The organism is Agromyces intestinalis (assembly GCF_008365295.1).
Lineage (GTDB): Bacteria > Actinomycetota > Actinomycetes > Actinomycetales > Microbacteriaceae > Agromyces > Agromyces intestinalis.
Window position 1 is genome coordinate 1,552,302 of record NZ_CP043505.1, and the last position, 20,780, is coordinate 1,573,081.

Consider the following 20,780-nt stretch of genomic DNA (forward strand, 5'->3'; position numbering starts at 1 on the left):
ATGAGCGCGGAATCCGCTGCGAAGAAGCTGCGCATTCGTCCGTCCTGTCTCGAAGGGCCGGGTGCGCCCGCGCACTGCGCGCGGACGCACCCGGCCTGGGTGCGGTGCTCAATCGAGGCCGCGCGCCTCCGCCCAGGCGTCGATGTCCGCCTGGATGGACGCGCGGGCGTCCTCATAGCCGACGTCGCGCAGCTTCTCACGCATCTCCTCGACGGCTGCGGCCGGATCGTCGAACTTGCCGTACTGCAGTTGCGGGATGTACTCGGAGAGCACACCGCTCATCGCCGCGAGCGTCGGATCGATCGCGTCCTTGTTGAGGATCAGCGTCGAGTACGGGTACTCCTTCGCGACCGCGTCGAGTTCGGCGTAGATCTGCTCCTTGTCGGGAGCGTCCGTGACCTTCGACAGCTCGTACTCGTCCATGCGGCCGGCCCAGAAATTCGAGCCGAGCGCATCAGTCGACGAGTCGTAGCCCTCGGGATAGCCCAGCTTGCCGTCGTCGGTGATGATGTAGTCGGTGCCCTCGATGCCGAAGTTCAGGAGCATGTAGTCCTCCTTGTCGTTCCGCAGCAGGTCGTACACCTCGAGCGCCTTCTCAGGGTGCTTGGAGTTCGCGCTGACCGCCATGGCGCCGTGCGTCAGGATGTCCTTGAAGAAGTTGCCGTTCTCCTGACCCCAGTAGAAGAACTTCGGGTCCGACCCGGGTTGCTTCTTGTTCATGTTGTCGACGATCTGCGTGACGAACGTCTGCGTGTGGTGCTGGTCGGCGCCCGAGAGCCCGGCGTAGAACTCTTCCCTCGGGTCGCCGTCGTAGTTGAGCGCGTCTTCGCGCCACACGCCGATCTCGTTCCACTTCCTGGCCAGCTCGGCGGCCTCGACCAATTCGTCGCCCTCCATGTACCACGAGGTCACGGTGTAGGGGTCGGCCTCGGAGGTCTGGAACGGGTAGTAGTTGCCCGCACTCACCTGCTGGATCGTCTGCAGGTCGGTGTGGCCCTGCAGGTAGCCCGTGAGGGCCGACTCGTTGGCGAGCGCGACATCCCACGGGTACGCCTCGGGCTTGTTGGCCTTGACCCACGTGAAGTACGTCGTGAAGTCCTCGAACTTCGTGACCTCGCCGTTCGGCAGGCCGGCCGCCGTGGCCCAGTCTCCGCGGTAGAAGAACCCGTGGTTCGTGTACTGGGTGTAGTTGTCCTCGGGAATGAAGTAGATCTGGCCGTCGTCGAGCTTCGTGAGGTCCCAGTGCCCTTCGGCGTCGACCTGCGCCCAGGTCTTCGGCGCGTGCTCCTGCAGCATCTCCTCCGACAGTGGGAGGAACGCGCCCTTCTCGGCGTTCTCCCACGCGTACAGCCAGTCGGTGGCGGTGGTGATGAGGTCGACGTTGTCATCGCCCGACAGCAGCTGCACGTTGTACTGCGTCTGCCAGTCGGCCCATTCGATGTAGAAGAGATCGAGGGTGGCGTTCGCCTGCTTCGTGAGTCGCTCGTTGAGCTGTTCGAGCATCGCCTCGAGACGACCATTGCTCGGTTTGTCGCCGAGCACGAGCATGGTGATCTCGGTCGGCCCTCCGGTGTCCTCGGCCGCGGTGCATCCGACCAGTGCCGTTGCGCTCAGGCCGAGCGCCAGCATTGCCGCCCCCGCCCTGACGATCGTTCGTTTCATGTGATGCTCCTTCGCATTGTGTTCACTTGGTGCTTCCTGCGGTACCGCCTCGGGTCGAGGCCTTCTCGAGACGCAACCGGTCGTCGGCGAACGGTCGCGCGTCGTCAGCGTCGGGGGTCATCCCTTCACCGCTCCGATGGTGATGCCGCTGACGAAGTACTTCTGCACGAAGGGGTAGAGCAGCAGGATCGGGCCGGTGGCCACGACCGCGCTCGCCATCTTCAGGGTGTTGCTCGGCAGTTCCGTGATGCTGACGTTCGAACCGGCGACCGAGTTCCTCAACGCGTTTGCGGTGTTGATCACGTTGTAGAGGTGGTATTGGAGCGGCTTGAACTCGACCGTGCTGCCGAGGTACAGCGACGACAGGTACCACTCGTTCCAGTAGGCCAGCGCGAGGAACAGGCCGACGGTGGCCAGCGCCGGCTTCATCATCGGCAGGCTCAGCTGGGCGAAGATACGGAAGTCGCCCGCCCCGTCGACCTTGCCGGATTCGATGACCTCGTAGGGCACGGTGCGCATGAAGTTCTTCATCAGGATGATCAGCCACGGCGTCATGAGCAGCTGCAGGAAGACCGCGAGGTAGCTGCCCCGCAGGCCGAGATCGCGCGCGACCCAGAGGAACGTGGGCGCCAGACCTGCCGAGAACAGCGTCGTGAAGTAGATGAAGAACGAGATGTAGTTGCGGAAGGGGAAATCCTTCCGGTAAAGCGCGAACCCGGTCATCGCGATCACGAACAGGCCGATCGCCGTGCCGGTCACCGTCATCACGATCGTGACGACGTACGACCCGATGATCTGCTGCGGCGCTTTGAAGATGTACTCGTACGCGGTGAGCGTGAAGTCCTTCGGAAACAGCCCGAACCCGCTGCGCATGATCTCGGCCTCGCTCGAGAACGACGCCGAGATGATCATGGCGAACGGCAGCGCGCAGAACAGTGCGAAGAGGGTGATCGAGGTGTACGAGATCGCCCGCAGCACGAGGTCGCTGCGATCGAGCCTGATCGCGCGTGGCGGATTCGCGACGGCCGCCCGCCGCTTGCGGGGCAGGGCCGTGACGGCCTCGGTCACGGTGCGAGCGACGGTGAGGTCAGAAGAGCGCATAGTCCTTGTTGATCCTTCGTACGATCCAGTTCGCCAGCATGACGAGGGCGAATCCGAACAGCGACTGATAGAGACCCACGGCGGTGGAGGTCGTGAAGTTGTTCTGCGAGAGCACCATGCGGTAGACCGAGGTCTCGATGATGTCGGTCGTCTGGAAGAGGGCGGCGTTGTTGCCGACGAGGTTCCAGAACAGCCCGAAGTTGCCGTGCATGATGCCGCCCATGGAGAACAGCAGCAGGATCACGAACGTCGGCTTGAGGCTCGGGAGGATGACGTAGCGGATGCGCTGCCAGGCCGAGGCGCCGTCGATGGCCGCAGCCTCGAACAGTCCTCGATCGATGCCCATGATCGCGGCGAAGTAGACGATCGAGCCGTAGCCGGTGCTCTGCCAGAGATGCACCAGGATGATGATGATCGGCCACAGCCCGGCCGCGCTGTAGATCTTGATCGGGTCGCCACCGGTCTGCTCGATGAGGGCGTTGAGCGCTCCGGTGTCGTAGTTCAGCAGGTTGAAGGCGATGACTCCGACGAGCACGACCGAGATGAAGTAGGGCAGGAACATCACGGTCTGGCTGATCTTCTTGAAGTGCTTCATGCGGATCTCGTTGAGCATGATCGCGAGCGCGATCTGCAGGATGTTGCCCAGCACGATGAACGCGATGTTGTAGAGGATCGTGTTCCGCGTGAGCAGCCACAGCTGGCCCGACTTGATCAGGAACTCGAAGTTCTTGAACCCGACGAATGGGCTGCCGAAGATGCCATCGGTGTAGTTGAAGTTCGTGAACGCGATCCAGGCCCCGGGCATCGGGCAGTAGTTGAAGACGACGAAGAACGCGATCGCCGGAACGCACATGAGCAGCAGCATCCTGCTGTTCGAGATGTTCTTGATCAGCGACTTCCGTCGCTGCGGCGCGTCGGTCCGGGACATCCTCCGCCTCTCTGCGGTTGCGCGTCGGCCTCGTTGCCGACGGCTGTCATCGGGGCTAAAACTAACCGTCGATGAAACTGTGCATGAGAGTACATCGGAAGGGTGTAGCGATACAAGAACTGTTTTCGACGCTCGTCATCGGGCCGATTCATCCCGAATGAGCGGCAGCCGCACCCCGGTGCGGCGCGTCCGCCGGCTCAGCGCATACCCCACCCGAACGACGATCGCCCCGCCTTCCGGCCGAGGGCCTGGAAGCGGGGCGATTCACCGAGCGGAGACGGCGGGATTTGAACCCGCGGTCCCCGTGAGGGGACTCCACCTTAGCAGGGTGGTGCACTCGACCGGACTATGCGACGTCTCCATGCGTGAGCCTCAGCGCACGCGGTTGCCATCATAACCCGACGCCCGCCCGAAACACGATTCGGGCGGGCGTCGGGTGAATGCCTGAGCTCTACTGGTCGTCGAGGGTGCGGCCGGCCGAGCAGCGCACGTCGGCTGCCGTCTGGCCCGGCACGCCCTCGAGCACGACACCGGGGGCCGGAGCGGTCGTGTCGGCAGGCGGCGCTTCCTCGGCCGGGGCCTCCTCGGCCGGAGGCTCCTCGACGGGGGCCTCCTCGACGGGGGCCTCGGCAGGTGGCGGCGCATTCGGGTCGGCCACGGATGAGAACGGCGAATCCTGTTCGGTCGGCAGCACGACGGGCACGTCCTGCTGCAGGGCGAGGTTCACCGACTCGGCACGCCAGTCGGGCTCGAGAGCGCCACCGCCCTCGACGTACGACGTCGGGTACTGGATGAACGCCAGCTTCGAGAGGTCGATGTCCTGCATCGCCTTCGCGATCGAGACCATCGTGGTGGGGTTCGCGAGTGCACTCGACAGCTGCATATTGGCGAGCGCGGCCTTGGCGATGCCGAACAGCTTCACCGGATCGGTCAGGGTGCCGTCGGACTGCACCTTCCGGGCGAGCGCCGACATGAACACCTGCTGGTTCGAGATGCGGCCGAGGTCGGAGCCGTCGCCGACACCGTGTCGCGTGCGGAGGAACTGCAGCGCCTGCAGGCCGCGCAGCTCCTGCACGCCGGGATCGAGATAGAGGTCGGTGTGCTCGTCCTCGATGCGCTCGGCGACGCACACCTGCACGCCGCCCACCGCCTCGGACAGCCCGGCGACGCCGAGGAACTGCACGACGCCGGCGAACGGAATGGTGATGCCGAGTTCGTTGCTGACGGTCTTCACGACGCAGTCCATGCCACCGTACGAGAGCACCGTGTTGATCTTCACGCTCGAGAGCGCCGAAAGCGTATCCTCGGGGTCCTCGGGGTCGGTGCACTCGGGCACCGAGACGAGCATGTCGCGGGGGAAGCTGATGACCTCGGCGTGCGTGTGGTCCTGCGAGATGTGCAGGAGCATCGTCACGTCGTTGAGCACGGCGGTCTCTTCGTCGGGATCGCCGAACCCGTCGCCCTGACCTTCGCGGCTGTCGCTGCCGATGAGCAGCAGGTTCACGCCGCCGTCGATCGCCCCGATGTCGGGCACGCCCTCGAGCACCTTCTCGCTGTCGAGCGTGACCGTGGGCTTCGCCGTCTGCACCAGGTTCATCGCCGCGTACGCGGCGACCGAGACGCCGGACACCATGACCACGGCCAGCACCGAGGCGGCGCCCTTGGCGAGCGTCTTCCACAGCGAGTGGCGCTTCAAGCGACCGTGACGGGCCACCGACGGCGACTTCGCGGCTCGGCGCGAAGTGGGTCGCAACTCGTCGTTCACCGGGCTCCTTCCGTCAGTCGTCGTATCGGCAGTTGCGCGGAGGGCGTGGGATTCGAACCCACGAGGCATTGCTGCCCACTGGTTTTCAAGACCAGCTCCATCGGCCGCTCGGACAGCCCTCCCTGCCGCACGCATCGACCTCCGCGATGGTGTTCGCGGAGCTCGTCTTCGGGCGGTTTGGCTCAGAGTCTAGCCGAAACGCAACTTCACCAGCCTTCCAGCGACGCCTGAGAAGGCGCTGAATCGGCCGGGCGGATGCCTCGCGAAGGCCTCTACGGCAACGAGTCGAGCACGGTGGCGAGGCCCGCCTCGTGCACCGTGGCAGTGCTCTCGTTCGCCGCCGCCCTGACCTCGTCGGGGGCCTGCCCCATCGCGACCGCCCGCCCCGCGGCGCTCGCCCAGGTGAACATCTCGATGTCGTTGCGCCCGTCGCCCACGGCGATCACGCGGTCGAGCGGGTGGTCGAGCCATCCGCGCACCCGCTCGAGCGCGGTCGCCTTGTTGACGCCGTCGGGGGCGATGTCGAGCCAGGCCGTCCACCCGATCGCGTACGACACGTGGTGCAGGCCCATGCGATCGACGATGTCGAAGAACCCGTCGAGGTCGTGTTGGTCGCTGGTGACGACGACGCGCGTCGCACGCTGGTCGAGCAGTTCGTCGAAGACGACCTCGCGCGCGTTCTCGAGCGCCCAGTCGCCCATCGTCGCGGTGTAGAGCCGGAACCCGTCGGGGAGTTCGACCATGAAGTTGCCGGCCGGCAGCACACCGCGGATGCGTTCGAGCACGCCGGTCGGGTCGAAGGTCTCGACGTGCACGCGCTCGTATCCGCCCTCGACCGCGTCGTTGCGCGCGAGCGTGACGGCGCCGTTCGAACACACCACGTAGTCGGGGTTCAGCCCGAGCCGGCCGAGCACCGGTGAGGTGCCCGCCCACGACCGGCCGGTCGCGAGCGTCACGAAGTGGCCGCGATCACGCGCGGATGCGACGGCGTCGACGACGACGGCGTCGATCGACTCGTCTTCGTGCATGATCGTGCCGTCGACGTCGAGCGCGACGAACCACGGGTCGGAGTGCACGGCGTCGTCGGTGCTCATGCGATCGGCTCGAGCACCTCGAGCCCGCCGAGGTACCCGCGCAGGACCTCGGGCACCAGCACCGAACCATCCGCCCGCTGGTGGGTCTCGAGGATCGCGACCAGCCAGCGCGTCGTGGCCAGCGTGCCGTTCAGGGTCGCGACCGGCGAGGTCTTGCCACCATCGCCGCGGTGGCGGATGTCGAGTCGGCGCGCCTGGAACGTCGTGCAGTTCGACGTCGACGTGAGCTCGCGGTACGTGCCCTGCGTCGGCACCCACGCCTCGATGTCGAACTTGCGCGCGGCGCTCGAGCCGAGGTCGCCCGCGGCCGTGTCGATGACGCGGTACGCGAGCCCGAGGTCGCGCATCATGCCCTCCTGCCAGGCGAGCAGGCGCTGGTGCTCGGCCTCGGCGTCGGCCGGGTCGATGTACGAGAACATCTCGAGCTTGTCGAACTGGTGCACCCGGATGATGCCGCGCGTGTCCTTGCCGTGGCTGCCGGCCTCGCGCCGGTAGCAGGTCGACCAGCCGGCGTACCGGATCGGGCCGTTCGAGACATCCAGGATCTCGCCCTGGTGGTACCCGGCGAGCGCGACCTCGCTGGTGCCCACGAGGTAGAGCTCGTCGTCGGGCAGGTAGTAGACCTCTTCGGCGTGCGCGCCGAGGAACCCGGTGCCCTGCATGACCTCCGGCCGCACGAGCGTGGGCGTGATGAGCGGCGTGAACCCCGCGGCGATCGCGCGGTCGAGGCCCATGTTCATGAGCGCGAGCTGCAGTCGCGCGCCGACGCCCTTCAGGTACGAGAACCGCGCGCCGGAAACCTTCGCGCCGCGCGGCATGTCGATCGCGTCGAGCAGCTCGCCGAGTGCGAGGTGGTCGCGCGGCTCGAAGTCGAACACGGGCTTCTCGCCGACCTCGCGCAGCACGACGAAGTCGTCTTCGCCGCCGGCGGGGACGCCGTCGATGACCACGTTGCCGAGCTTCTGCACGGCGGCGGTCAACGCCGCCTCGGCGTCGGTCGCGCGCTGGTTTGCGGCCTTGACGTCGGCGGCGAGCTGCTGCGCCTGCGCGACGAGCGCCGGCTTGTCGTCTTTGGATGCCTGGGCCACCCGCTTGCCGAATGCGTTCTGCTCGGCGCGCAGGTTCTCGAATGCCGAGATCGCCGCGCGCCGCTCGGCGTCGGCCGCGACGGCGTCGTCGACGTGGGAGGTCGGTTCGCCGCGCAGCTCTTGCGAACGCTTGACCAGGTCTGGGTTCTCGCGAAGGAGCACGGGGTCGATCACCCTGCAAGTCTAGATGTCGTACGGTTGCAGCGTGGGCGGGGATGAGGGCGGTCGAGGGGTGGATGCCTCGGGCGGGGCGCGTGCGGCGATCGTCGCGAACCCGTCGAAGCAGGGGTACGACCGGTTGCGCGCGGCCGTCGAGGAGACCGAGCGACGGCAGGGCTTCGCGCCGAGCCTGTGGATCGACACGACCGTCGAGGATCCGGGCAAACGGCAGACCCGCGAAGCGCTCGCGCAGGGGGCCGATCTCGTGATCGCCGCGGGCGGCGACGGCACCGTCCGATCGGTCGCGGCGGGGCTGCGCGGCAGCGGGGTGCCGATGGGCATCGTGCCGCTCGGCACCGGCAACCTCTTCGCACGCAACATCGGGATTCCGGTCAACGATCTCGCCGACGCCGTCGTGCTCGCGTTCGTCGGCATCGACCGGACCGTCGACGTCCTCGTCAGCGACATCCGCCGAGCCGATGGCACCGAGGAGTCGCATTCGTCGCTCGTGATGGCGGGCGTCGGCATCGACGCGTCGATGATCGCGAACACGAACTCCGACCTGAAGAAGCGGGTCGGCTGGCTCGCGTACGTCGACGCCGGGCTGCGCGTGCTGCCCGCGTCGAAGCCGTTCCGGGTGAGGTACCGCATCGACCAGGGCCGGGTCCATCGGCCCCGGGCCTCGAGCATCCTGGTCGCGAACCTCGGCTACCTGCCGGGCAACATCGAGTTGATCCCCGACGCCGAGATCGACGACGGCCGTCTCGACGTCGTCGTGCTGCAGCCGCGGAACCTGCTCGGCTGGCTGTTCATCTGGCGGCGGGTGACGTGGGAGAACCCCGTGCTGCGCAAGACCGCCGTCGGGCGGCAGTTCCTCGACCTCACCGGGGGCGACCGGCGACGCGAGATCGTCTACGGGCGCGGGCGGTCGGTGTCCATCCGCATCGACGGCGACGCCGAGGAGTTCCAGATCGACGGCGACGAGTTCGGATCGGTGACGTCCGCCGACTTCCGGGTCGACCCCGGCGCGCTCATCGTGCGGGTGGCCGAATAGGCCGCAGGGTGTCGGCCACGTCGGCCGCGTGATCGGCGGCGCGCTGCGCGGCGCGTTCGACGGCCCGGTGCGACCAGCGCACGGCGAGCGCACGGCAGCCGATCACGAGCAGCCCGAACGCGGATGCGACGACGAGCGTGGCGGATGCCGGCACCGCGAGCGCCCACATGAACTGCTGCGTCTGCATCTGCGCGATCACCTCGGGAGTCGGCTCGCCCGACCAGTCCCAGACGATGCTGTTCGAGTCGGTGGCGATCGACGCCGATTGCTGCACCAGCAGGACGCCGACGACGAGGCACACCGCGAGTGCGATCAACGCGACCCGAGCGGCGGTGATCCGACCGGCGCGATGCGTGATCATGGGTCGACCTGCCGGCCCGGAGCCGCGGCATCCGCTGCCGTCGACGTCTCGCCCGCCCGGCGCGAGCCCGCCGCCTGACCGATGATCACCCAGCCGACCAGGCTCGCGACGATGCCGATCACGCCGATCTCGACCGCGCCCGGCGCGACCTGGCTGAGGATGAGCAGCGTCGCCTGGTCCATGCTCGAGATCGCCCCGGTGTACGGGTTCTGCTGCGTGATCGACTGCCAGTACGCGAGCGCGCCGACGACCACGAACACGACCGAGAGCCCGAGCACGAGCCATAGCCAGCGGGCGGTCACGCGCCGCACCGACTCGGGCGGCACCAGGTCGGATGCCTCGACCGGCACGCCGTTCGACGACGGCGCGAAGCCCGCGACCTGCACCTCGGGCAGCCCGGCCCCGCCCCGCGGCGCGAGCTGCGACTGTTCGCGGCCGCCACGGGGGTCGCGGGGGTCGCGGGGCTCGGAGGACTCGGGGGCGATGAGTTCGGCGAACAGGTCCTCGGCCCGCGCCGGAGCAGGATCGTGGGCGGGATCCTCGGCGGACTCCGGGGCGAGCCGCGCGGGTCGCGCCTGCTGCGGTGCCTGCCGGTGCGACGGCGGGTCGACGTGGGGCGGGGCATCCGCACCGCCCTCGGGCTCGACCCAGCCCCGCTGGAACCGCGGGTCGTAGCGCGGGTCGAAGTTCGGCTTCGTCTCGGTCATGCCGGCTCCTTCGTCGGGTGGCGACAGCCTAGCCGCGATGCACCCGCGCGCTCAGGGCCGCGGCAGTTCCAGCACGGCGTCGCGGACGTGCTCGAGCGAGCGGGCGAGGGCGCCGAGCGCGACCGCGCGCGTGCCGAGCGAGGTCGGCTCGATGCGCGGCGTCGACAGGCAGAGCGACGAGAGCGCGCGCCGCAGCGGCACGAGGAACGCGTCGCCGGCGAGCACCGCTTCGCCGGCCACGACGACGACCTCGGGGTCGACCGTGAGCGCCAGCGCCGCGACGCCCTCGGCGATGTCGCGGGCGAACACGGCGACGGCGCCGACCGCCGCCGGATCGGCCTCGGCCGCCCGTTCGAAGATCTGCTCGATGGCCAGGGGCGGGTCGAACGAGTCGGTCAGCCCCACGGGCGCCGACGCCCAGTCGACCGAGTCGAGCCCGCCGATCTCGCCCGCCGCGCCGTTCGCACCCCGGGTGAGCTCGCCGTTCACGATGAGCCCCGCGCCGATCTGCCGGCCGGCGAGCAGGAAGATCGCGTGTCGCGCGTCGCGCAGCCCGCCCCACTCGGCCTCGGCAAGGGTCGCGAGCTTCACGTCGTTGTCGAAGAAGGTCGCGTCCGACGGGAACGACGACGAGATGAGCGACGGGATGCCGGCGCGCAGCCAGCCGGGCACGACGACCGAGTACGCGATGACGCCATCGGGGCCGACGACCGCCGGCACCCCCACCGTCGTCGCGAGCACGCGGGTCGCCGATACCGCGTCGAGCGCCCGCTCGACGACCGCGCGGATCACCGCCCACGCCGTCGCCGCGTCACCGTGGTCGTCGTACCGCTCCTCCTCGGAGTGCACGACGGCGCCGGCGAGGTCGGAGATGAGGCAGGTCACGGCGTGAGGCCCGACATCCACGCCCATGAGCAGCCCGGCCGCCGCGTGGAACCGGAACCGGCGCGCCCGCCGGCCCGCCCGATTCGGCACCGCCTCGGGCGGCACCTCCTGCACCCAGCCCATCTGCACCAGCTCGGCGAGCGCGGCCTCGACGGTCGGCCGGGTCAGCCGCACCTCGCCCGCGAGATCCGCGACGGTGCGCGCCTCGTCGGAGCCGTGCAGCGCGGCGAGCACGTCGCGGGCGTTCATGCTCCGCAGGCCCGCGCCGCCGCTGCCGACCTGCCGGTTCATCCGGGTGCTCCTCCCCGCCCGCGCGACGGCGTGCCCTCCCATCTTGGCCCGTCCGTCGGTCACACGCGCGGCAGCTGCGCGACCAGTGCGGCGATGTTCGCCTCGCGCTCGGCGCGGGTCTCGGGCCGGCCCGGGATGCCGGGGCGACGCTGCCACGGGCGCGGCCCGTCGGCACGCCGGTACTCGACGCCCATCGCGTCCAGGCGGGCCAGGTGCGCGTCGAGCCGGCGCAGGAAGTCGGCCTCGTCGCCGCCCGAGCCCGACCAGAGCGCCTCGGCGATCGCCGCGAGCCGCGGGAAGGCGAAGAAGTCGACGGTGCGCGGCGAGTCCATGTACTCGCTCCACAGGTTGGCCTGCCCGCCGAGCACGTGGGCGGCCTCCTCGGGCGAGAGCCCCGGCGGCACGGGGTCGAACCGGAACGCGTCGACGACCGTGACCGGCACCGACACCGGGATCGGCTCGTCGGGGCCGTCGGACTGCCGGTAGTCGAGGTAGGCGACGTCGTCGGGGCAGGCGACCACGTCGTACCCGAGCCGCGCGGCGATCGTGATGCCCGCCGAGCCCCGCCACGACGCCACCACGACGTCGTGCGGCGGTTCGCCTTCGAGCAGCTCGTCCCAGCCGAACGCCCGCCGCCCGCGGGCCCGCAGGTGCTCGGCGAGCCGGCCCGTGAACCAGCCCTGCACCTCGCCCTCGTCGGCGAGGCCGAGCTCGCCCATGCGCTGCTGCACGCGTGCGCTCCCCCGCCACTGCACGCGCGGGCACTCGTCGCCGCCGATGCCGATGTACGGACCGGGGAAGAGGTCCATCACGTCGTCGAGCACATCGCAGAAGAACCGCACCGTCGACTCCTCGGCGTTCAGCACGTACTCGCTGATTCCCCACCCCGTCCAGACGTCGACGTCGGGGCGGTCGACGCCCAACTCGGGGTACGCCGCGATCGCCGCCTGCACGTGCCCGGGCGACTCGATCTCGGGCACGATCGTGACGAACCGTTCGGCGGCGTACGCCACGATCTCGCGCAGGTCGTCCTGCGTGTAGTAGCCGCCGTGCGGCCGGCCGTCGCCGGGTGCGCCGGGGGCGGCGCCGACCTGGCTCTCGTGCCGCCACGCGCCCACCTCGGTGAGCCGCGGGTACCGCGGGATCTCGATGCGCCACCCCTGGTCGTCGGTGAGGTGGAAGTGCAGCCGGTTGAGCTTGTGCGCGGCCATCAGGTCGATGAACCGCAGCACGTCCCGCACCGGCAGGAAGTGCCGGGCGACGTCGAGCATCGCACCCCGCCACGCGAACCGCGGCGCATCGTCGATCTCGACGGCCGGCAGCCGCCACGCGGCATCCGTCACCCTCGCCCGCCGGTGGATGGCCGGCGGGAAGAGCTGCAGCAGCGACTGGCATCCGGAGAAGACCCCGGCCGCACCTCCGCCGATCACGTCGACGCCGTCGGCGTCGACCCGCAGCCGATATCCCTCCGCCGGCAGCGCATCGTCGATCGCCAACCGGATCGACCCGCTGAGCCGGCCCGCGATCGGCCGAACCGGCAGCGCGAACCCGGTCGGCGGGCGCAGCGCGCCCTGCAGCCAGACGGCGACCGGCGCGAGCTCGGCGTCGGCGGTGATCGCGCTCGACGCGGTGAGCTCGAAGCCGGCGCGGCCGGCACCGGCGGCGCCGCCGCTCGACGGGCCGGCGGGTGCGACGCGGCGCGGTCGGGGAACGAGCATTGATCAGCCCTTCACGGCGCCGGCCGACAGGCCGGTGACCAGGTTGCGTTGGATGAGGAGGAAGAAGACGATCACCGGGAGCGAGAACAGCACCGAGCCGGCCATCTGCCCGCCGAAGTCGGTGCCGGTCGTCGGCGTCGTGAACGAGGCGAGCCAGACGGGCAGGGTGTACATCGCCTGGTCCTTCATGAACGTGTACGCGACGAGGTAGTCGTTCCACGCGGCGATGAACGCGAAAATGCTCGTCGCGATGACACCCGGCCCGACGAGCGGGAACCAGATGCGCAGCAGCACCGCCCAGGTGCCCGCGCCGTCGATGCGCGCCGCCTCCTCGATCTCGGCGGGGATCGCGACGAAGAACCCGCGCATGACCCAGATCGAGAACGGCAGCACCGCGGCGACGTAGGCGAGCACGAGCCCGGCGAACGTGCCGAGCAGGTTCAGGCTGTTGAACATCAGGAACGTCGGGATGAGCAGCGCCGTGCCCGGCAGCATCTGCACCGCCAGGATCGCGACGAGCACCGCACGCCGGCCGCGGAAGCGGAACCGCGACAGCGCCGCCGCCGCGAAGAACCCGAGCACGATCGACAGCAGCACCGTGCCGGTGACGACGATGAGGCTGTTGCGCAGGTCGGTCAGGAAGCCGGTCTGCGTGATCGCCACGATGAAGTTGTCGATCGACGGATGCTGCGGGAAGAAGATCGGCGTCGCGGTCAGGATCTCGCTGCGCGGCTTGAACGCCGTGTTCACCATCCAGTAGACGGGGAAGATCCAGACGGCGCAGAAGACGATCGCGACGAGGTTCGGGATGACGCGCCGCCCGCGGGCGGTGCGGCGGCGCCGGCGGGCGGCGACCGGTGGTGTGGTGTCGGCTGCGGCGCTCACAGGTCCTCCCCCGATCGCACGAGGCTGCGGATATAGACAGCCGTGAGCACGAGCAGGATGAGCGTGGTCACGACCGAGATCGCCGAACCCGCACCGAGCTCGAACCCGACGAACGCCGTCTTGTACGTGAAGATGCCGAGCGTCGTCGTCGCCTGGTCGGGGCCGCCCTGCGAGACGAGCCAGATCTGGTTGAACACGTTGTAGTCCCAGATGATCGAGAGGATGGTGATGAGCCCCAGCGTCGGGCGCAGGAACACGAGCGTGATCGATCGGTAGACCCGCCATTCGCTCGCGCCGTCGAGGCGGGCGGCCTCGTAGTACTCGGTCGGGATCTGCACCTGCGCCGCGTAGAGGGTGAGCGCGATGAACGGCACCGCCTGCCAGACGATGAGCGCCCAGATGCTCGTCGCCGCGAGTACGGGATGCTGCGACCACGCGACATCCGTCAGATCACCGAAGACCCGCACCTGGGTGAGGAGCCAGTTGACCACGCCGTAGCCGGGCTGGAACAGCCAGTTCCAGACCAGCGAGGATGCCACGTTCGGCATCGCCCACGCGCAGATCAGCACGACCGTGACCAGGTAGCGCATGCCCGGGCGCAGCAGCGTCATGAGGTGGGCGACGCCCATGCCGACGAGCACGCTGCCCGCCACCATCACCGCGGTGAAGACGACGGTGCGGGCGAGGGCGAGCCAGAAGTCGGGGTCGGCGAAGACCGTCGCGTACTGCTCCAGTCCGACGAACGAGAACGCGCCCGTGAACAGCGACCGCTGGTCGAAGTCGGTGAACGAGATGCCGACGAGCAGCACGATCGGTGCGGCCGTCACGACGGTCATCACGAGCCCGGCGGGGCTCAGCAGCCAGAGGGGGGCGCGATCCCGGCGGCGGGCGGTCGGATGCTCCGGGCCGGCGGGTCGCTTCGAGCGGGGCCGCTTCGAAGCATCCGGATGCCTCGGGCCGGCGCTCCCGCCGGCCTGCTGGTCGACCGCGGGCGGGCCGGGCCGCCGGGCAGGAGCGTCCTGCCCGGCGGCCCGCGCTCGCGCGGCCGGATCGACGACGGTCACGACCTCAGCCGTTGAGCACGTCGGCGAGGTGCTCGTCCATCGCCTTCGCGGCGTCCTCGGCCGACTTCGAGCCCGACGCGACGGCGCCGAACAGCTCGGCGATGCTCTTGTCGCCCTCGATCGTCGGCCAGTTCGCGGCCGCCGGAGTCGCCTTCGAGTTGAGCGCCGCGGCGAAGAAGCCCTCCTGCTGCGGGGTCAGGCCGCTCGCCTGGGCCGCTTCGACGGCCTGCGTGCTGTTCGGGATCCAGCCGTCGACGCCGAACACGTAGTCCTTCTGGGTCTCGGGGCTGCCCGCGATTTTCGCCCACTGCAGTGCGAGGTCGCGGTGCTGCGACTTGGCTGAGATACCCCAGACCGAGCCGCCGAGCATCGCGGGCTGGTTCTGCCGCGAGAGACCGGGCAGCGGGAAGGTGCCGAGCTGGTCGGCGGTGATGTCGGGGTTCGCCTTCGTGATGCCCGCGATCGAGCCGCCCGTGCTCAGGATCGCCGACGTCTTGCCGTCGGCGAAGATCTGGTTCTGGTCGGGCGTGATGTTGTCGAGCGTCGCGGATGCCCCGGTCGAGTACGTGTTCTGGAACTCGGCGAACTGCTCGAGCCCCTCGATGCCCTCGGGCGTCGAGAACCCGCCCGTCCACTCGCCGCCCTCGCTGGTCGCGATCTCGGCGCCCGCATCCCACACGAACTGCATGCTCGACTGCCAGTACTGGCCCGGCAGGTAGAACGGCGCGAAGTCGGGCTCGGGGTGCGCCGCGGCGACCGCGTCGAGGGCGGCGGTGAGTTCGTCGTGCGTGGTCGGCACCTCGGTGACGCCGGCGTCGGCCCACATCGCCGTGTTGTAGATGACGGCGCGGGCGCCCGCGAAGCCGGGCACCGCGTAGAGCGAGCCGTCGATGCGGGCCGGGTCCTCGAGGCCGGCGAGCCAGGTCGCGCCCTGCTTCAGGTCGTCCTCGTAGTTCGTGAGGTCGAGCAGACCGCCGTTCGCGGCGTAGCCCGGCACCTGCGTGTTGCCGATGTCGATGATGTCGGGCGGGTTCGACGTCGCGAGCGCCGTGCTGATCTTGGTCGTGATGCCGTCCCACTGCTGGATCTGCAGGTCGACCTCGGCGCCGGTCTGCTCGGTGAACGCGGCGTTGATCGCCTCGAGCGTGGCGTCCTGGTAGTCGCCCTCCATCGCCCAGACGACGAGCGTCTCGCCGTCGCCCTTCGTGGTGGGCACGGGCTGCGGACCGTCGGCGCCTGCGGTCGCGCCGGTGCCGGCGCACGAGGCGAGCGTGAGCGCCGCGACCGCGGCGAGCGCCCCGAGGGCGGTGATTCGTGTGATGCGCATGTTCTCTCCTGGGGAGGTGGGCGGCGACGATGCCGCGTGGATGAGTGACTGCGGGTGCGTGGTGCGTGGTGTGTGGTGGGGCAGGTGCGGTGCGGAACGCATTTAGTAAACGCTTTGCATAACTCTGCTGTCAAGAGGCAGTTCGCAGCCCCGGCAGGCCGAATCAGCCGAGACGGCGCGACGCACGTGGCATCCATTACGCAATTCGTTTGGAAAACTGCGCGACGCGACCGCCCGCCCCTCCGCGGCCGCGCCGCGCGCTGTGCCATCTGCGCGCCCTCCGCGCCACATCGACTGGCGCAGAGCACGCCGACGTGGCGCAACGGCGGGCCGGGGGCACGCCGCGACGGGTTCATGGGAAGCCAGCGCAGGCAATGCGGTGCGCACGGCAGGCTCGCGGCGCGCTGCGCCACCTGCGCGCTCTCCGCGCCACATCGGCTGGCGCAGACGGCGCGCAGGTGGCGCAGCGGCGGATGCGGTGGGCGCGCGATGCGGCGTAGGCGCGCGCACGCGCCGAGAGGGGCAGCGCGGTGCGGTGGGCGCGGCGGCCCGCGTCAGACCTCGGGTTCGCCGCTCAGGATGCCGCGCAGCCAGTCGCGCGCTTCGATGTAGACCTCGTCGTCGTACTTCGAGTGGTACTCGACCTCGCGCCGATCGGCGCGGGGGTACGACCCGAGGTAGATGACGCCGGGGCTGAACCGGCGCAGACCGAGCAGGGCGTCGGCGACCCGTTCGTCTTCGATGTGCCCGTCGAGGTCCATGACGAAGCGGTACCGGCCGAGCTCGTCGCCGATCGGCCGCGACTCGAGCAGCGACATGTTGACCCCGCGCGTCGAGAACTGCTCGAGCATCGCGAGCAGCGAGCCCGGTTCGTCGTCGGGCAGCTCGACGATGACGCTCGTCTTGTCGGCTCCGGTTCGCGGCGGGATGCGCAGCGACCGGCTCACCAGCACGAACCGCGTGACCGCGTTGGGGTTGTCGCCGATGCCCTCGGCGAGCACGTCGACGTCGAGCTGGTCGACGATGCCGGGCGGGGCGACCGCCGCGTCGGCGTTGCTGTCGTCGGCGAAGAGCGACGTCGCGGCCTGCACGTTGCTCGCCGCGGGAATGTGCCCGTGGTCGGGCAGGTGTCGTTCGAGCCATCCGCGCGTCTGCGCGTACGCGACGGGGTGCGCGTTGACGACACGCACATCGGCGAGCGCAGTGCCGGGCCGCGCGACGAGCACGAAGTTCACCGGCACGAGGTACTCGCCCACGATCCGCAGCCCGGGCACGGTGGCGAGCGCGTCCTGCGCCGCGGAGACCCCGCCCTCGATCGAGTTCTCGATCGCGATCATGGCCGCGGTCGAGCGCCCGGTCGTGACATCCGCCAGCGCCTCGCCCACGTTGTTGACCGACCGCCAGATCTTGCCCTGCGCCTCGGGCACCTGCTTCAGCGCCGCCTCGGTGAAGGTGCCGGCCGGCCCCAGGTAGGAGTAGGTCTCCGAGGGTCGGGCGTCGCCGGTTGCGGTCATGCAGGCCAGCCTAGCCAGCGGGTCGCAGCCGACGGCGTACGGTGACGGGCATGACGGATGCCCCGCGGCTCGCCGCGCAGCAGGCGGGCGCGTCGGATGCCTCGGCCGGCGCGCCACGACTCACCGACGCCGCACGCCGCATCGCGCTGCGCCGGATGAAGGCGCTCGCGACCTGGCTGCTGATCGCCGCGGCCGTCGTGTTCGCGTTCGCGTTCGCCCTGCAGGACGCGTACCCGTGGCTCGGGTACGTGCGCGCGGCCGCCGAGGGTGCGATGGTCGGCGCGCTCGCGGACTGGTTCGCGGTGACCGCGTTGTTCCGGCATCCGCTGGGGCTGCGCATCCCGCACACGGCGATCATCCCGACCCGGAAGGACGAGATCGGCCGCACCCTGGGCGACTTCGTCGAGCTCGAGTTCCTGTCCGACGACGTGGTGCTCGGCAAGCTGCGCTCGGTCGACCTCGCCCGACGGCTGGGCGAATGGCTGCGGGTTCCGGCGAACGCCGAGCGGCTCACGGGCGAGGCCGCCGCCGGCGCGCGCGCGGTGCTGCGCCTGCTCGCCGACGACGATGTCGAACGGGTCATCGACCAACTCGCCCGCCGGCACCTGTTCGCGCCCGAATGGGGTCCGGCGATCGGCCGGGTCGGGGCGCGACTCGTCGCGGCCGACCAACAGCGGAACGCCGTCGATGCCGTCGCCGAACAGGCCGAGGCGTGGCTCGCCGCCCACCCCGAGGCGTTCGGGTCGATGGTGTCGCGCCGGCTGCCGAAGTGGGTGCCGTCGGTCGTCGATCGGTTCGTCGACGAGCGCGCCCACCGCGAGGTGCTCGGCTTCGTGCGTGCGGTTCGCGATGATCCGCAGCATCCGGCCCGCCTCGCGATCGATGCCTGGCTCGCCGAGTTCGCCGAGCGTCTGCAGCACGACCCCGCGCTCATCGCCCGCGTCGAGGCGCTGAAGCTCGACCTGCTCGACAGCCCTCGGGTGCGCGAGTTCGCCGCCGAGGCGTGGTCGACGGTGCGCACGACGCTCGAGTCGGCGCTCGACGAGCCCGACAGCGAGCTGCGGGCCGGTCTGCGCGCCGCGGTCGCCGAGATCGGCGGTCGGCTCGCGACGGATGTCTCGCTGCAGGCGAAGGTCGACGACTGGGTGGCGGATGCCGCGGCCTCCCTCGTGCGCACGTACCGGCACGACCTCGCCGGCGTCATCGCCGAGACCGTCGAGCGCTGGGATCCGGCCGAGGCGTCCGCGAAGCTCGAGCTGCAGGTCGGTCGCGACCTGCAGTTCATCCGCATCAACGGCACGGTCGTCGGCGCACTCGCGGGCCTGGCGATCTTCACGATCGCGACCGCCGCCCGCGCCCTCCTCTGACCGCACTGACTCTCGACCCCCTGACCTTTCTCAGGCGTCATCGGTCGGAACCGCGTCGCAACCGGCGTGTCTTGCTGAGAAACGTGCGATTCGGGCAGGAGTTCCTGAAAAGGGTCTCGTGGGGTGGGCGGGGGCGGGGCAGACTGGGGGGATGCATGAGCGAGCGGGCACCACGGCGACGGCAGACGATCTCATCGACGTCGAAGGGCTCGTCAGGGCCTATTACGAGCTGAAACCGGATGCCTCGCAGCCGACGCAGCGCGTCGCGTTCGGCACCTCGGGGCACCGGGGGTCGTCGCTGAAGACCGCGTTCAACGAAGACCACATCCTCGCCATCACCCAGGCGATCTGCGAGTACCGGGCGGCGCAGGGCACCACCGGTCCGCTGTTCATCGGCGCCGACACGCACGCGCTGAGCGCCCCCGCGCAGACCACCGCGCTCGACGTGCTCGTCGCGAACGGCGTGCGCGTGCTCGTCGACGAGTTCGACGACTTCGTGCCGACGCCGGCCGTCTCGCACGCGATCCTGAAGTGGAACGACGACCCCGCCAAGCGCGCCGAGGGCGAGGCCGACGGCATCGTGATCACGCCGTCGCACAACCCGCCCGCCGACGGCGGCTTCAAGTACAACCCGCCGCACGGCGGCCCCGCCGACTCCGACGCGACGACATGGATCGCGAACCGCGCGAACGAGCTCATCGAGGGCGGCCTGCGCGAAGTGAACCAGGCCGAGCCGAGCGGTGTCGAGACGTACGACTTCCGCACGAACTACGTCGACGACCTGGCGAACATCATCGACCTCGACGCGATCAAACGCTCGGGCATCAAGATCGGCGCCGACCCGCTGGGCGGAGCATCCGTGTCGTACTGGGCCGCCATCCGCGACCGCTACGGGCTCGACCTCACCGTCGTGAACGAGCGCGTCGACCCGACCTGGTCGTTCATGACGCTCGACTGGGACGGCAAGATCCGCATGGACCCGTCGTCGCCGAGCGCGATGGCCTCGGTGCTCGAGCACGCGGGCGACTACGACATCCTGACCGGCAACGACGCCGACGCCGACCGGCACGGCATCGTCACGCCCGACGGCGGGCTCATGAACCCCAATCACTACCTGGCCGTTGCGATCGAGTACCTGTTCGCGCACCGGCCGGGCTGGCGCGACGACGCCGCGATCGGCAAGACCCTGGTGTCGTCGTCGATGATCGACCGGGTCGCTTCGTCACTGGACCGGCGGCTCTGGGAGGTGCCGGTCGGGTTCAAGTGGTTCGTGCCGGGGCTCATCGACGGGTCGGTCGCGTTCGGGGGCGAGGAGAGCGCGGGCGCGTCGTTCCTGCGGTTCGACGGCACGGTGTGGACGACCGACAAGGACGGCATCCTGCTGTGCCTGCTCGCCTCCGAGATCCGCGCGGTCACCGGGAAGTCGCCGTCGGAGCTGTACCGCTCGCTGGTCGAGCGGTTCGGCGACCCCGCCTACGAGCGCACGGATGCCCCCGCCTCCGCCGAGCAGAAGGCGCGCCTTGCCAAGCTCGACGGCGACGCGATCGCGGCGACCGACCTCGCGGGTGAACCGATCACGGCGAAGCTGTCGCGCGCGCCCGGCAACGACGCGGCGGTCGGCGGAGTCAAGGTCGTGACCGAGGACGCCTGGTTCGCCGCCCGCCCGAGCGGCACCGAGGACGTGTACAAGATCTACGCCGAGTCGTTCCGCGGGCCAGAGCACCTGCGCGAGGTGCAGGCCGAGGCGCAGCGCATCGTCGGCGAGGCGCTCGCCGGCTGAGGCGTCACCCGAGACCGCGCCCCTCCGGCG

17 protein-coding genes and 2 tRNA genes are annotated in these 20,780 nt (G+C 69.9%); 3 read left to right on the forward strand and 16 right to left on the reverse strand.

The features are described from left to right. Positions 1 to 108: 108 nt before the first annotated feature. From FLP10_RS07125 to serS, 8 genes are all read right to left on the reverse strand, one after another. Positions 109 to 1,662 carry an ABC transporter substrate-binding protein gene (locus FLP10_RS07125; RefSeq protein ID WP_149160235.1) on the reverse strand — a complete coding sequence of 518 codons (1,554 nt, stop codon included), beginning with the start codon at positions 1,660 to 1,662 and terminating at the stop codon, positions 109 to 111. Positions 1,663 to 1,779: 117 nt separating this feature from the next. Further along, complete coding sequence (locus tag FLP10_RS07130; protein ID WP_149160236.1) at positions 1,780 to 2,763, reverse strand: carbohydrate ABC transporter permease; 984 nt, start codon at positions 2,761 to 2,763, stop codon at positions 1,780 to 1,782. Further along, complete coding sequence (locus FLP10_RS07135) at positions 2,750 to 3,691, reverse strand: ABC transporter permease (protein WP_149160237.1); 942 nt, start codon at positions 3,689 to 3,691, stop codon at positions 2,750 to 2,752. The genes FLP10_RS07130 and FLP10_RS07135 overlap by 14 nt, the downstream gene beginning before the upstream one ends. Before the next feature lie 272 nt (positions 3,692 to 3,963). Continuing rightward, a tRNA-Ser gene (locus FLP10_RS07140) sits at positions 3,964 to 4,052 on the reverse strand. Positions 4,053 to 4,142: 90 nt separating this feature from the next. Next, positions 4,143 to 5,456 carry an LCP family protein gene (locus tag FLP10_RS07145; RefSeq protein WP_246150258.1) on the reverse strand — a complete coding sequence of 438 codons (1,314 nt, stop codon included), beginning with the start codon at positions 5,454 to 5,456 and terminating at the stop codon, positions 4,143 to 4,145. Between the two features lie 37 nt (positions 5,457 to 5,493). Continuing rightward, positions 5,494 to 5,578 (reverse strand) — tRNA-Ser (locus tag FLP10_RS07150). 150 nt (positions 5,579 to 5,728) lie between these two features. Next, positions 5,729 to 6,550: an HAD family hydrolase gene (locus FLP10_RS07155; RefSeq protein ID WP_149160239.1), complete on the reverse strand. Its 822-nt coding sequence runs from the start codon at positions 6,548 to 6,550 to the stop codon at positions 5,729 to 5,731. Then, entirely contained in the window at positions 6,547 to 7,812 is a 1,266-nt protein-coding gene (serS, locus tag FLP10_RS07160; RefSeq protein WP_149160240.1) for a serine--tRNA ligase, read from the reverse strand. Before serS ends, FLP10_RS07155 begins: the two co-directional genes overlap by 4 nt. Before the next feature lie 31 nt (positions 7,813 to 7,843). Between serS and FLP10_RS07165 the strand changes: the two genes are divergently transcribed. Continuing rightward, the gene (locus FLP10_RS07165; protein WP_246150260.1) at positions 7,844 to 8,851 is read left to right on the forward strand and encodes a diacylglycerol/lipid kinase family protein; all 1,008 of its coding nucleotides are present in this window, start codon (positions 7,844 to 7,846) and stop codon (positions 8,849 to 8,851) included. Here FLP10_RS07165 and FLP10_RS07170 read toward each other — a convergent pair. The 8 genes from FLP10_RS07170 to pheA form a co-directional block, all read right to left on the reverse strand. Beyond that, a complete protein-coding gene (locus FLP10_RS07170) occupies positions 8,829 to 9,212 on the reverse strand; it encodes a hypothetical protein (RefSeq protein ID WP_149160242.1) in 384 nt (127 codons plus the stop codon). The two genes, FLP10_RS07165 and FLP10_RS07170, sit on opposite strands and share 23 nt — an antisense overlap. Further along, complete coding sequence (locus FLP10_RS07175; RefSeq protein ID WP_149160243.1) at positions 9,209 to 9,919, reverse strand: hypothetical protein; 711 nt, start codon at positions 9,917 to 9,919, stop codon at positions 9,209 to 9,211. Before FLP10_RS07175 ends, FLP10_RS07170 begins: the two co-directional genes overlap by 4 nt. A gap of 51 nt (positions 9,920 to 9,970) precedes the next feature. Further along, positions 9,971 to 11,095, reverse strand: coding sequence for an ROK family transcriptional regulator (locus tag FLP10_RS07180; RefSeq protein ID WP_168209130.1), 1,125 nt, complete (start codon positions 11,093 to 11,095; stop codon positions 9,971 to 9,973). Positions 11,096 to 11,154: 59 nt separating this feature from the next. After that, positions 11,155 to 12,813 (reverse strand): beta-N-acetylhexosaminidase, encoded by a 1,659-nt coding sequence (locus tag FLP10_RS07185; RefSeq protein WP_149160245.1) that lies wholly within the window; start codon positions 12,811 to 12,813, stop codon positions 11,155 to 11,157. Positions 12,814 to 12,816: 3 nt separating this feature from the next. After that, positions 12,817 to 13,698 (reverse strand): carbohydrate ABC transporter permease, encoded by an 882-nt coding sequence (locus FLP10_RS07190; RefSeq protein ID WP_210418497.1) that lies wholly within the window; start codon positions 13,696 to 13,698, stop codon positions 12,817 to 12,819. Next, a complete protein-coding gene (locus FLP10_RS07195; protein ID WP_210418498.1) occupies positions 13,695 to 14,762 on the reverse strand; it encodes a carbohydrate ABC transporter permease in 1,068 nt (355 codons plus the stop codon). The genes FLP10_RS07190 and FLP10_RS07195 overlap by 4 nt, the downstream gene beginning before the upstream one ends. Positions 14,763 to 14,766: 4 nt before the next feature. After that, the gene (locus FLP10_RS07200; protein WP_149160246.1) at positions 14,767 to 16,089 is read right to left on the reverse strand and encodes an extracellular solute-binding protein; all 1,323 of its coding nucleotides are present in this window, start codon (positions 16,087 to 16,089) and stop codon (positions 14,767 to 14,769) included. Between the two features lie 554 nt (positions 16,090 to 16,643). Beyond that, the gene (pheA, locus tag FLP10_RS07205) at positions 16,644 to 17,603 is read right to left on the reverse strand and encodes a prephenate dehydratase (RefSeq protein ID WP_149160247.1); all 960 of its coding nucleotides are present in this window, start codon (positions 17,601 to 17,603) and stop codon (positions 16,644 to 16,646) included. A 50-nt stretch (positions 17,604 to 17,653) separates the two neighbouring features. Between pheA and FLP10_RS07210 the strand changes: the two genes are divergently transcribed. Next, positions 17,654 to 18,970 carry a DUF445 domain-containing protein gene (locus FLP10_RS07210; protein WP_149160248.1) on the forward strand — a complete coding sequence of 439 codons (1,317 nt, stop codon included), beginning with the start codon at positions 17,654 to 17,656 and terminating at the stop codon, positions 18,968 to 18,970. Between the two features lie 151 nt (positions 18,971 to 19,121). Beyond that, on the forward strand, positions 19,122 to 20,750 hold the full coding sequence (pgm, locus tag FLP10_RS07215) for a phosphoglucomutase (alpha-D-glucose-1,6-bisphosphate-dependent) (RefSeq protein WP_149160249.1): 1,629 nt from the start codon (positions 19,122 to 19,124) through the stop codon (positions 20,748 to 20,750). Positions 20,751 to 20,780 lie beyond the last annotated feature (30 nt).